General features: G+C 38.9%; 8 protein-coding genes. 2 read left to right on the top strand and 6 right to left on the bottom strand.

Annotated features, from left to right (window positions below; genetic code table 11):
• Positions 1-48: 48 nt before the first annotated feature.
• A complete protein-coding gene (sciP, locus tag NPX98_RS04480; protein WP_269022903.1) occupies positions 49-324 on the bottom strand; it encodes a CtrA inhibitor SciP in 276 nt (91 codons plus the stop codon).
• 336 nt (positions 325-660) lie between these two features.
• On the opposite strand from sciP, the gene mnmA reads away from it, so the two are divergent.
• Together mnmA and NPX98_RS04470 are read left to right on the top strand one after the other, a co-directional pair.
• Positions 661-1,881, top strand: a complete 1,221-nt coding sequence (gene mnmA, locus NPX98_RS04475; RefSeq protein ID WP_269022902.1) for a tRNA 2-thiouridine(34) synthase MnmA — start codon at positions 661-663, stop codon at positions 1,879-1,881.
• A 1,762-nt stretch (positions 1,882-3,643) separates the two neighbouring features.
• Entirely contained in the window at positions 3,644-4,552 is a 909-nt protein-coding gene (locus tag NPX98_RS04470; RefSeq protein ID WP_269022900.1) for a cation diffusion facilitator family transporter, read from the top strand.
• 209 nt (positions 4,553-4,761) lie between these two features.
• Here the strand turns inward: NPX98_RS04470 and NPX98_RS04465 are convergent, their stop codons facing one another.
• The 5 genes from NPX98_RS04465 to NPX98_RS04445 all read right to left on the bottom strand — a co-directional run bounded on the left by NPX98_RS04465 (position 4,762) and on the right by NPX98_RS04445 (position 13,196).
• On the bottom strand, positions 4,762-5,664 hold the full coding sequence (locus NPX98_RS04465) for a metallophosphoesterase family protein (RefSeq protein WP_269022980.1): 903 nt from the start codon (positions 5,662-5,664) through the stop codon (positions 4,762-4,764).
• Between the two features lie 701 nt (positions 5,665-6,365).
• Positions 6,366-8,462, bottom strand: a complete 2,097-nt coding sequence (locus NPX98_RS04460; protein ID WP_269022898.1) for a hypothetical protein — start codon at positions 8,460-8,462, stop codon at positions 6,366-6,368.
• The gene (locus tag NPX98_RS04455) at positions 8,459-11,257 is read right to left on the bottom strand and encodes a DUF4159 domain-containing protein (protein WP_269022896.1); all 2,799 of its coding nucleotides are present in this window, start codon (positions 11,255-11,257) and stop codon (positions 8,459-8,461) included. Before NPX98_RS04455 ends, NPX98_RS04460 begins: the two co-directional genes overlap by 4 nt.
• Positions 11,254-12,165, bottom strand: a complete 912-nt coding sequence (locus tag NPX98_RS04450; RefSeq protein WP_269022894.1) for a DUF58 domain-containing protein — start codon at positions 12,163-12,165, stop codon at positions 11,254-11,256. The genes NPX98_RS04455 and NPX98_RS04450 overlap by 4 nt, the downstream gene beginning before the upstream one ends.
• Positions 12,165-13,196: an AAA family ATPase gene (locus NPX98_RS04445; protein ID WP_269022892.1), complete on the bottom strand. Its 1,032-nt coding sequence runs from the start codon at positions 13,194-13,196 to the stop codon at positions 12,165-12,167. Before NPX98_RS04445 ends, NPX98_RS04450 begins: the two co-directional genes overlap by 1 nt.
• Between the last annotated feature and the right edge of the window lie 118 nt (positions 13,197-13,314).

Genomic DNA, 13,314 nt, shown 5'->3' with positions numbered 1-13,314 from the left:
GTTGTTTCGTAATATTTTGAATCCGATAATCACCATCATCAATAGCGATTAATGCCTATAGCGTTGGATTCTGGTTGTTCGTAATCCAGATAAGCCATGTTCATCGATCGAATTCTGCCATGAAAGAAATTCTTCTACGGTTAAAGTATATCGTTGACATGCCTCATCAAGACTTAACAATCCACCTCTAACAGCTGCAACAACTTCCGCTTTACGACGGATAACCCAACGCCTTGTTGTTGTTGGCGGTAGGTCTGCAACGGTGAGTGGACTGCCGTTCGGCCCGATAACATATTTCATTTTTGTTTTTATCAAATCAGTCATTGTATTCTCTACTTTTATTCAAGAATTTAGTTTGCGTATAAAATATGAACTTTAAAAAAGAGCTAATCTCGTTGAAAAAAAAGTTAATCGGACAGGTTAAAATACACATAAAATAATAAAAAACAAATCAAACAGTATGTTATGATATTTTTGGTGAATATTTGATAAGAAAGAAATATTATTTTATTTGTATTCAGCATCTTCTTTTCGAACTGATTCTTTAAAAATCTGATGCTCCTAGTTGTTGAAATGATAAAAAAACAATATAAAAAAAGCGCTGGAGTACGCATATGAGAGCTTTGACCAAGAGTACATAGTTGAGTAGAAAGTAGATGTATGTTTTTGAATAGCCTTGATTTACCAGGAAAGCCTGAAAACTCGCGTATTGTTGTTGCAATGTCTGGCGGCGTTGATTCATCAGTTGTCGCAGGACTCTTAAAAAAAGAAGGTTATGATGTAATTGGGATTACGTTACAGCTTTATGATCATGGTGCTGCAACGCATCGTGTGGGATCATGTTGTGCGGGACAGGATATTGAAGATGCGCGTCGTGTCGCTGAGACATTGGGAATACCGCATTATGTTCTTGATTATGAGAGGCGGTTTCGTGAGTCCGTAATTGATCCTTTTGCAGAAAGCTACGCACATGGAGAAACACCTGTACCATGTGTGGCTTGTAATCAGACTGTTAAATTTTCTGATTTATTAGCAACTGCGCGTGAATTAAGTGCAGATGCTTTGGCGACAGGCCATTATATTCGCAGCCGTTTTCATGGTGCGCATCGGGCATTGTTTCGCCCTCTTGATGCCGATCGTGACCAAAGTTATTTTCTTTTTGCAACAACACAAGAGCAAATTGATTATTTGCGTTTTCCACTTGGCGATCTTCCGAAAGCGCGTGTTCGTGAAATAGCAGCAGAAATGGGCTTTGTTGTTGCCAATAAACATGACAGTCAGGATATTTGTTTTGTTCCACAGGGAAAATATTCTGATGTTATTACAAAATTACATCCAGAAGCTGCTAATCCTGGAATGATCGTGCATGTTGATGGAAAGATTTTGGGACAGCATTCGGGAATTGTCAATTATACTGTCGGTCAACGCCGTGGTATTGGTGTTGCTACCGGTGAAGCACTTTATGTGATTTATCTCGACGTAAAAAATGCGCGTGTTATTGTTGGTCCGCGTGAGATGCTAGAAACACATAAACTTTTTTTGCGTGATATGAATTGGCTTGGTGATGAGTCGTTAGACAATTTTCCTGCTAATGGTGTTGAGGTGGCAGTAAAGGTGCGTTCAACGCGTCCACCGCGTCCAGCTCGTTTGCATTATAAAGAGGGAGAGTTTTTTGTTGATTTGTTGAGTAGTGAAAGCGGTGTAGCGCCTGGCCAAGCTTGTGTGATTTATGATGAAGATAGTGATGAGGCGCGTGTGCTTGGAGGTGGGTTTATTACACGTTCAGAACGTACCGCTGAGACTGAAGCTATATTGAAGCAGATTCTGTGTGATTTGGAAACGAAAACTACTTCTCTCCCAAAAACATCTCCTTGTTCCTAAGACAAAAACAACTGTTGTATGTAAATAAAATATATAAGCTAAAAAGGATGTTGTGTTTACAATTGAACGTATTATCGCTTTTCGTTGAGTTGACAAAAATTTAGAACGTTATTTCATAGCTAGAATATGAGCTTGTGTTGGTTTCAGTGCAATACTGAGTGTTGTAACAGTATTGAGGTGGTTGAGAAGCTCAAACCCATAGAAAGATGCTAGTTTCTAATTCGTATCGCAGTTGATAGAATCGAAGCAAAAACCTAGCACTTTTCTTTCCTAAAATTAAGTGTGGTGTGTTTTGTTGCTTTTGCTTCTTTGAGATAGCGGGGTGGGGGAAAAGGGGAATATAAATATCATATAAAGATGGAAATCAGTATCACCTAAAGCCGTTATAATATTACCGATATAGTGCTTTGTGTCTAGGCCAATATAAGCATATTGTGTGTAGGCATTTTTGGATCAGCAGCAGAAATTCTGATTGGTTTTTGATAAAGTAGATCTCATACTATTTGATCAATGATAATTTGACGATGAACAAAAGGTAGATACATTGCGAGAAAGAGGATCTATCATCATCTTGATAAGGGGAACCGATCAAATAAAAATAAAAGGTTTGTCTAGAAGCTTTTGTAAAAATTCTCTTAAATGGTAGTCGAGTTTTGCGTTCATTGATACGGAGCATTCTATGTTGAATGTAGAAGTTGACAATACCAATAGTGATTCTAACTAGATACAGCCAAAATAGGACACGTTAGTGGTGTTTTTTTATTAGTAGAATTCCAAGAATGTGTGCAACAGCACTAAGCCAATGATAGAGAAAAAACCCCTTTTGCATGCGGTAGCTGTTATCTTCAGCAATAAATTGATGATGCCGCTCCACGAAATCCTTTCTTATAGCATGTTATTACAGGTCTTCCAAGTAGCAAATTATAATGAGATTCAATCTTGCAGTGAGAGAAGATGAAAAAATTTTATTATTTTTAAATTTTAAGTAGAAATAATGTTGACATTATACAACCATAGGTATATAAGAACAGATACCGAATGCGGCATAATGTATTGCTTTCGTTTCGGGTACAGGATTTAGGTCCCCGCTATTTCCTAAACCTGTATACCTTTGTTTTAGAAGGAAAAAGAGTCTGGGTCCCCAATGCCCAGACTCTTTTTATGTGGATAGCTCCTTACAAAAAATTCTTGCTTTTCCTTTTTTGAAAATAATTTTGTTTGTTGCTGATGTGTCAGCTAGAGGATAAAAAGCATGGTAAATATCTCAGCATTTTTATAATTATTGAAGATGAGGTAGTTTTAGTGGTCACAATGTTTTAATGCAGTATAAGGGTGAGGTTACTGTAGAATGTTAGGTGGTTTTTTTATATTGCATGTACTGATGTTTATGAGCATGATGAATAATATTATAAAAAAGCGATAATTGATGCGTAAACGCCGCCTATTTAAATAAAAAACCGGTGAGTTTTGAAGTGTAATTAATGTTAGGCTACTTAAGAAGTTCCTGAAAGTTGGGTTAGTGCATTTTGGACCCTTAGAAGAGCTTTTTCTTATGAGCAGTATCCGTGTTGTTATACTTATCGCTATATTTATTGTAACATGGTTTATCGGGCAGTTGTTGCTAAACAGGAATGATCAAATCTGCATGTTGTTTTATGTGTTTTAAAACCATTGTGACATTGGGGAATGTCAGAAAAAATCTCAGAAGGTATTTGGTTGAGGATGTGATTGCTCATTGAACAAAGAAGAAGGGTGCGTGGTTATGGATACAAACATAAAGATACAAAGATTAACTGCAGGGTCTATTTTAGTAGCTTGTATTGTTTTTGTTCTAAAATATTGGGCATATTACATTACGGGTTCGGTTGCGCTTTATTCTGATGCGTTAGAATCCATTGTCAATGTGTTGGCGGCATTAGCTGCATGGTGGGCTGTTAAAGTGAGTATGAAGCCTGCTGATAAAGAGCATCCTTTTGGACATCATAAAGCAGAATATTTTTCTGCTGTGCTTGAAGGTGTACTTATCATTATTGCGGCAGTGATGATTTTAAGAGAAGCATGGATCGCTTTTGCAAGCGCTGAAGTGTTGTATCAACCTGGAATATGGCTTGGTATTCATTCTGCAGCGAGTGTGATAAATTATGTGTGGGGTTTTCTTCTTATTCGGCAGGGGAAAATTCATCGTTCGCCAGCTCTTAAGGCTGATGGCGTACATTTAATGACAGATGTTTTAACCTCATTTGGAATTTTAATTGGATTGATTGCTGCTTCTGTAAGTGGATGGGCTATTTTAGATCAGATTTTAGCAATAATCGTTGCTATTAGTATCCTTTTTCAGGGATGGAAGGTGATTAACAGTGCTATTCAAGGATTAATGGATGTCGGAGTTGAATTAGACGAAACTATTCGGATCCGTGATCTTATTTCAGAAAATGCACAGGGTGCTATTGAGGTGCATGATTTGCGTACGCGTGTTGCTGGGAGGGTTACTTTTATAGAGTTTCATTTAGTTGTACCAGCTGCAATGCAAGTGGTCGTGGCTCATCAGATTTGCGATAAAATTGAAAGTGTTCTTGAAGAGGAATTTAATAATGCGCGCATTATTATTCATATAGAACCAGAAGATGAAGCAAAATTGCCTCTCGGTACAACAGCTATACCTTTTACGTAAGAAGCTTTTTTAATTTATTTTTCTATAAAAGTAGCAGTGAATCCAAAAAAGTAACGCATATTGTATTTATTGCTATGATTACTTCATTCAATGCTTGGTTGCAGAAATCAGAAAAACTTTCAATACGTGATGATTAATTATAAGATGGTAGTCACGTCTTTTGTTAATCGTATTATTGCTTAAAGGGTATGCGACAAAAGATATTACTGCTAAAGATCAATCGTTTCAGTACATGCTATTTCATTATTGTGATTGATAATACTATAACGCTGTAATTGGCAGTACCACTTATATTGTAAGCACTTAATCTCAAATAGATTGAAATTGGCAGGGGGCTTTTTGCCACCAAAAGCTTGTGAAGCAGAAGCAACACCAACAATAGGGATTTCTCCCATTTTTCCTTCAATGATATCTAATGTGGGTAAGTGGGTATGTCCGTGTAGGACAAGTTCGCAGCCATGATGTTTGATGACATCTAGAAAACGGTCTATACCCCATAATTTTCTATGCCAAGAGGTTGCGTGATGCAAAGGAGGGTGATGAATCATTACAACACGGAAGAGTTTACGTGTTGCAGCTTCATTTAAAAGTTGAGACAAAGTTTGAGCTTGCATATTGCTAAAATAGCCTGAAGCTTGAAATAGTGGTGTAGCAATAGCCGAAGAGGTAGCTATAATAGCCACATTATCGCGAATGCGCATATAAGGAAAGGGAAGGATATTACTATGTGGAAGATCGCCTTTAATCCAGGGCTGGAAGAGGGTGCAAGCCTTTTTGAATGTTCCGCGCACATAGGCATCATGATTCCCAAACGTTAAAGAAATATTTTGAGGCTGGCCTTGGGCTAATAACCAGCTGTGTGCTTGTTCAAATTCTTTATCTAAAGCAAGATTGACGAGGTCACCAGAAATTACAAGGTGATCGGGATTTTTCTTTTTTAATGCATGCATTAAAGTGTCTAAAACATCTGTTGTTATTTGGCTTTTACGTTTTTTTTTCCAATTCAAATAGCCGGTAAGACGTTTTCCACAAAGTTCTGATAAGGAAGGTTGTGGTAAAGGTGAAAGATGTACATCAGATATATGGGCAAGATAAAACATAAATTCTAGAATAGCGTTGAAAACAATTTAAGCAATAAAAAAGAAGAGTAAGACAAGCTCGTCTACGATTAAAGGCAATGGAAAGTTGTGAAATAAAAAACAATCTGTTGGAAAATGTTAGAGAGATTTTTTTGATATTTTACTTCTAAAGAAGTTTGTTACAAGCAAGCTGTTCCAAAGATAGATAAACAAGTAGCAATGACAATAAAAATCTTTCAGATAAAAATGCTTGGACTTTTTATTTGGATATTGGTTTGTTTTTCACTCTTCACCTCTTTTTCCTGCAACCAATGACACAATAAGTTATTGGACTGAGATAATTGATCATGATGGTATGATATGTGGGTTATTTTCCGTGAAAGGAGAGGTAATTGATCACCAACTTTCTCAATATCTAGTTCTGAAAATTATATTATTGGTTTTGTGGGTGGCTCTTATAAAAGTTGGTGTATTAGTCGCTTATTTATTCAGCTCTTTGTTGTTTAGCCTGATGATAAAAGTGTTCGGACAAACTTATGACATTACGAACGGTGAACAATGATCATGTCGTTATGAGTTTAAAAATATAAATGGACACTGCCTCAATGATGCTATGGCAATAGTAAGCTGTGCAATCACTGAAAGTAGCATACGGTAGCACATTATTGCGCGTGTTGCTGATATCATCTGTCCATGAATATAGTTGGTTTCAAGCAGTTATAAAGTTTTCATTTTTAACGACTTTCACGATACCACATGGTGCTGAGCAGTATAAGACAAGTAAGGAGTGCAAAAAATCCAGAAAAGATTGGAAAATGAAAGGCATTGACCAATCGTGTTTCCGTTGCTTCTTTCAAAACGATGGAAGGATTAAGAGAAGGTATTTGTCTTGTTTGCGATTGAATCAGTTTGATAGGGGGAAGATGAATATCATCGTTTTTCTCGTTATGTAAACGCATAACATGGCCGCCAGTGTGTTTGCTGATGGGAGTCAGTTTTTCTTCTGTTGAAATTAAGTCAGAAAATTCAAGACTATTAAGCATACCTACGGGAGAAAGCACTGTTTTGTCACCATTATTAATGGTAAAGATTCCTGTTTCATTGGTATCTATAACTCCGGTGAATATACCCTCTTGCTCTTTAGTGAGGGTGATAGTTTCTTTTTTTCCAGAGGGTGAAATAATTTCGACTGGTTCTGGATGGTCTTTGAGCGTTTGTCGACGAATCGTTAAACGTTGCTGATCATTTATTGCGCTCAATTTTTCTGCTTCAAGTTCGGGTTCTTTCATAAGCCAATGGGCTATACGACGATAGAGAGAGGCATAAGGACCTCCTCCTTCGAAACCTCGTGCCCAGAGCCAACTTTCATCGGAAAGTAACATGCCTACACGGCCTCCACCAATATGGGAAAGAAGCAAAAGGGGGAGTTCATCTGCTCCTTTCATAACGGTAATGCTTTTCTCTGTGTCTTGAATAGCAATTTGCCGTAACCATCGTCCCCATTGAGAAGCTGGATGAGTGGGTGTTGCAAGATTTCGCGTAACAGGGTGGCGTTCACCTTCTTTAGTTAAAGTAGGGCGAAAAGGCTTTTGAATAATAACACCATTCGGTAATGCAGGTAGGACACTTATCAAAGGGGTTTTAGCAAGCGAATATTCTCTAGTAAATTCTGGCCCTGTTATCATTAACAGCGCACCACCGTTTTGCACATATTGGGCAATATAATCATAATAGATCAATGGGAGTATAGTAGAATGTTGGTAGCCATCAAGAATAACAAGATCAAAATTATTAATTTCTTCGACAAATAATTTGGTTGTAGGAAACACGACAAGAGACAATTGGCTCGAAGGTGTGTTGTCTGCTTTTTCAGGGGAACGTAAAATCGTAAAATGAACAAGATCGATATTGGAATCACTTTTTAAGAGATCACGCCATGTACGTTCACCATTGTAAGGCGCGCCTGAAATGAGCAGAACACGCAAGTTTTCTCTGATTCCTTCAATCACAGTTATAGCGCGATTGTTATCAAAGCTTAACTCACCTTCGTGTGTATCGGTTGCAACCTGAATGATATTTTTTTCAGCGTGGGGAATAGTGATTTCAGTTTGAAAAATAACACCAGGCGTTACAGAATAGTGGCCGGTTTCTTGGCCGTTGATGCTTACAGTAACGTTTGCGTGCTTTGGCATGGATTTTTGAGGATGGCCTTTATCTTCTACCAAAATGGAAAGCGTTTGCGGTTTATTGATGAGGGCAAAGCGTGGAGGAGCAATAAATTTGATTTGGCGATCAAATTCGTTAGGATTGCCTGTTATAAGAGCATTAATAGGTGCAATATGGTTAAGGCCTGATAACGATGGAATATCATGCACTTGTCCATCGGTAATTAAAATCGTTCCTGCATAGCGAGCTTGCGGTACATCGGATATGGCTTGTGTTAGAGCCTGAAATAAATTCGTTGATGGTGCATATTGATTTTCATCAAGTTTGCCAGATTCAATAAAGCGCAGTTCAAATTGTGGGTAGTGAGCCAGCTCAGTAATTAATTGGGCGCGTGCTTTGTCACTATCATCTGCACGAGATCCAAAATTTTGGCTTTGACTGCGGTCAATGACAATTCCCACTGTACTTTTGACGGGTTCTCTTTGCTCTTTTGTAATCATTGGATTAAGAAAAACAAGGATGAGAGAAGTTAACATCATAAGACGCAAGAAGGCCCCTCGACGTTGCATAATGAGGCCGATAATGATAAAGAGAGCAGATAATCCCGCTAAAAACAGAAGCCAAGAAATAGGCAGAAGAGGCTGAAAAGTAAGAGATTGTATCATTGCCTTCTTTCTCTGTTGAAACGCTCCAACAATGCGGGAACATGAACCTGATCGGCTTTATAGTTTCCTGTGAGCATATAGATGACAATATTTAATCCTGCACGAAATGCCCACAAGCGTTGCATAGGATCATTGGGAACAAGCGGATATTTCCAGGTACCTTTTTCGTCTAGCGCCCAAGCTCTGGCAAAATCATTGGCAGTGATAAGAAGCGAACTAACATTATCACCAGCAGCGATAGAATTTTTGTTTTTTTTATTCATTGATGATGATTCAACCCATAAAGGTGAACCACGATAATAGCCGGGGAAATCGGGCATAATATAAAAGGAGCGAGAAATTACATGATCGGTTGATGCCGGTTCAATAGCTGGAATATTTAATTCATTTAATATGGCACGCAATCTTTGTGTAGTGGGGGTAGAGGTTCCCTCGAGGTTGAGATTAGCGCTTATCTGATCACGGGTATCAAATAAAACTGTGCCTCCTTGTTGCATAAAGGTATTTATTTTTTCAATGTTTTTTTGTGTTGGCATGGGACTGTCAGCATCAATTGGCCAGTAAATAAGAGGATAGAAAGCGAGTTCATCCTTATCAAGGTCAAGTGCTATCACAGAGCCAGGTAAAAGCATGGTACGCTCAGCAATAAATTGACTTAGCGCTTCTAGTCCACTTCTACTCGTTGCATCAATTTCATGGTTTCCGGTCACAATATAAGCAAGATGGGTGGTGCCAGCTGCTTGCACGAGGATTTCATCCTGCTGTTCTGTGGTTTGTGCATGAACGGTCGATATATATAAGAACAAGGCTATGATGCCTATTATAAAGGGAAATAGAAGAAGCATATTGCTGCGTCGATTAAGAAGAAAAGACCTTCCCATCCATAAAACTAAAAAACTATCGAGAGCAAATAACAAGCAGGCTAATCCTAAAAGTGATCCAGTGAAATGCTTTTTTTGTGTATCATAGGATAAAATATTCTCATTTAATGAAGTAGGCAATGATGATTGTTTCATTAAACGGGATGAATGATTTAATAGATTGAAGGCATAAAGGTTATTTTTAGGACCATAAAACCCAGGTGGGGTATGATAAGATGGAAGGAGAGGAGTTTGCGCATCGATGACGAGCGGAACAACATAAGGAGGAGAAGGTTGCAATTGGCCATCAGCGCTTAATGTGCGCCAAGGGGTTTGCGTTGCTGTTATTTGTGTTTGAGTTTCATTATCATATGCGTTGATTGTAATAAGTTTTTGCAACATTTGTGCAAAAAATCCAGACAATGGAAGATTTGACCAAGCGGGGTCGGGTGCAATATGAATAAAAATGAGAGTGCCTTTGCCGCGGTTGGAAGCTGTGATAAGAGGAGTTCCATCAGCAAGACTAAGCCATGTTTTTTCAAAAAGATCTGAACTAGGCTCGGCTAGAATTTGGCGTGAGATAGTGATATTTTCTGGAAATGGAAGATCAAAAAACAAGCCATTTTTTGCAAAAGGTGCGAGCTTTTGTGGTTTTGCCCACGACATAATACTCCCCAGCAGGCGATCGCCAGGACGCAAAGAAACAGGAAATAAGCTATCATAATGTTTTGTAGAACTTAAATTGTCTCCAGCAAAGCGGATAAGTGTTCCACCTTCATTCACAAAATCAGAGAGCTTTTTTTCTGCTTCTTTTGACATATTCACAATGTCACCCATAATAAAAACAGATGGATTTTGTTTGAGTAAGTGACCAACATCAACAGAAAGCTCTCCTCCTCCAATTATCGTAAGCTGTGCATGACCTTGTAAAGCTTTGATGACGTAATAAAGAGGTGAAAGTAAGGGTTGTACCATTTCATTGATACTGGGTGAGAGAAGAGCAACGCGATTTATTTTGTTCCGTTTATCAACTAAGAAGGTTGCAGCAGCTTGGTTATGGTTATCAACTTTAATCCATGCGATATCATTGCGTAATTCAAGTGGTAAGTCAAAGGGAACGAGAGCTTTTGTTTCTCCTTCATGAAAATGTGTTGTAAAATGTCCAAGGAATTGATTGTTTAAATCATAAAGGTTGAGTTTTACCGTGGTTTCACCATGATCTATTGCTCGGATGATACGTGCTGCCATGTTGCCATTGTGATTTTCTATGGCTGTTATGCCTATTAGGTTGGAAATATCAGCTGAATACCATAGGAGCGTTTTAGGCTTTAGTTGTTCAATGAGAGTCAAAGCTTTATCATCATCATTTGTGTGCAAGCCATCGCTTAAGTAGGCAATGTCAAGAGGAGAGCCTTCAGTCTTTTTAAGGAGTTTTTGAAGTGCGGGTATACGGTTGACAGGCCAAGGCCGCGGTTGCAAATGCATGAGATGTTGTTTTGCAATTTCTACAGGTAAAAGATCAAGATTTTGAATATTGTTTTCAGCTGTTGCAAGCAGATAAATATTTTTTTGATGTTTTTCTGCTTGTGCAAGGAGGGATTGGGCAGCAGAAATGCGTTTTTTCCATTCTTCAGCAGATGCCCATCCATTATCAATAATGAGTGCAAGAGGTTGAGATCCAGAGAGTATAATCGGCTTTTGATCCCAAGTCGGGCGAGCCAAAGCAATGATAATCAGTGCTGCTATGGTAAGCCGTAACAATAGTAACCACCAGGGTGTATGGAGAGAAGCCTCCTGTTGATTGGTTTGTTTAAGTAGAAGACGTAAAGGGGGAAAAGGCTCTTGACGAGGGGTGGGAGGGGTTATTCTCAATAACAACCAAATGATCGGTAAAGCTAAAAGTCCAAGCAAAAGTAAAGGCGCACCAAAACTCAAAATGGCCTCCCTGTGTGAAATGAAAAGGTGCCCATTTTGTTGGCAAGTTGCAAAATAATTTCTGTTAAAGGGCGATCGGTTATACTAACGTAATAGATCCAACCTTGACGTGAGCAAAAGTTTTTCAATTTTTGTCGCCTTTCTTGGTAGAGCTTGCAATACTGGTCACGGAGATTTTCTACTTGTCCCAAAACAAGCTTTTCTTGCGTTTCAGGATCAAAAAATTCTGTGCAGCCAGTGTATGGGAAATGCTCTTCTGCAGGATCGGCAACTTCAATTAAATGTACAGTGACTTGTTTTGCGGCCAAAGTTGTTAGGTGCTGCATGATCTTTTCAGGATGATCCAGAAAGTCACTTATTATGATAACCTGTGAAAAGCATGTAATAGCTGAAAAATCTGGAAAGGAATTTTCAGCCTGATAATTTGTTAAAGCTAGCGCTATACGCTCCGTTATATTGGATGCTGTAGAGGGAGGCATTAAATGAGGAATGGCAATACGTTCCCCACTTCGCGCAAGAAGTGTTGCTAATGCGAGGGTAAGAATGATCGCCTGATTGCCTTTAGAGATTTTGGAAAAGCGCGAGCAATAATGCATTGAGGCGCTTTGATCTGGCCAAAGCCAAACGGTTTGCGTCATTTCCCATTCGTGTTCGCGTAGATAGATATTTTCATCACGTGCTGAGCGTCGCCAGTCAATGCGTGTAAGGGATTCTCCCTCGGTATAAGGGCGAAATTGCCAAAAATTTTCCCCATTCCCGCATTTCTGCCAGTTATGTCTGCCAGTTATAAGTGTATTGGCAATATGATGTGCTTGTAGAAGAAGATAGGGCATATCAGCTGCTTCTTTATGCAGTTTTGCGGCAAGAGAGAGCGGGGATTTTTTAAAAAATTTTTTGCCAATGGCCATTAGAGGGCATCTTTCACAAGATTAGCGATGATATCTTTTACAGTGATATTTTCAGCGCGTGCAGAAAAATTGAGTGCCATGCGGTGTTGTAATACAGGTTGAGCCAAGGTTTGAACATCATCAAGTGAGGGGGCTAAACGCCCATGATAAAGGGCACGTGCGCGAGCACAAAGTGAGAGTGTTTGTGATGCTCGAGGGCCTGGACCCCAAGAAATATAAGTTTTTGCTAGAGAATTGTCATTATGAGGGCGTGCTGAACGGACAAGTTTCAAAATGGCCTCGACAACACTTTCAGAAATGGGCATTTCACGGATGATTTTCTGAATTTTTTGCAATTTTTGAGGCGATAAAACTGGTGTTGCCATTTGGCTTTCTGTTCTTGTTGTTTCTAAGATAATACGTCGCTCTGTGGCTAGATCGGGATAATCAATATCAATTTGCATTAAAAAGCGATCAAGTTGCGCTTCGGGTAGTGGATAAGTTCCTTCCTGTTCAAGAGGATTCTGTGTCGCTAATACATGAAAAGGTCGTGGCAGATCATAAGGTGTGCCAGCAACGGTGACATGATACTCTTGCATAGCTTGCAAAAGAGCTGATTGTGTGCGAGGGGAAGCACGATTGATTTCATCGGCCATGAGAAGTTGGGTAAAAACAGGACCTTGAACATACCGGAAAGAGCGTTTCCCATTTTCATCCGTGTCCATAATTTCAGAGCCAATAATATCCGATGGCATTAAATCTGGTGTAAATTGGATGCGCTTTGTATTAAGCCCTAATACGGTTCCTAATGTTTCAACAAGACGTGTTTTAGCAAGTCCCGGAACGCCAACGAGAAGAGCATGCCCCCCAGCCAGAATGGCTGTTAAGGTGTATTCAATGACATGGTTTTGGCCAAAAATAACTTTATCGATAGCTTTTTGTAGCGTATCCAACTCTTTATGTGCTTCATCGATATCGTCAACGACTAACTTGGCATCGCTCTTGATATTGGCCTTTTCTATGGAATGGGATAAAGTATCATCTTGACTCATATTTTTTCCTCAAGGCATTTGTCCAAAATCATAATTTTCTTATACGGTAATGAATGTTTTGTAATTTGTAACAGAAAATGAACAGAAAAGAAGCGTGATAAGCTGTTTTTTTTGATAT

The sequence above is a fragment of the Bartonella sp. A05 genome, assembly GCF_026930145.1.
GTDB lineage: Bacteria > Pseudomonadota > Alphaproteobacteria > Rhizobiales > Rhizobiaceae > Bartonella.
The sequence above is the reverse complement of the archived record's forward strand: the minus strand, read 5'-3'. Positions and strand labels throughout refer to the sequence as shown.

Coding starts and splice junctions, on each gene's coding strand:
- sciP (WP_269022903.1), bottom strand. CDS start 324: ATGACTGATTTGATAAAAACAAAAATGAAATATGTTATCGGGCCGAAC.
- mnmA (WP_269022902.1), top strand. CDS start 661: ATGTTTTTGAATAGCCTTGATTTACCAGGAAAGCCTGAAAACTCGCGT.
- NPX98_RS04470 (WP_269022900.1), top strand. CDS start 3,644: ATGGATACAAACATAAAGATACAAAGATTAACTGCAGGGTCTATTTTA.
- NPX98_RS04460 (WP_269022898.1), bottom strand. CDS start 8,462: ATGATACAATCTCTTACTTTTCAGCCTCTTCTGCCTATTTCTTGGCTT.
- NPX98_RS04450 (WP_269022894.1), bottom strand. CDS start 12,165: ATGGCCATTGGCAAAAAATTTTTTAAAAAATCCCCGCTCTCTCTTGCC.
- NPX98_RS04445 (WP_269022892.1), bottom strand. CDS start 13,196: ATGAGTCAAGATGATACTTTATCCCATTCCATAGAAAAGGCCAATATC.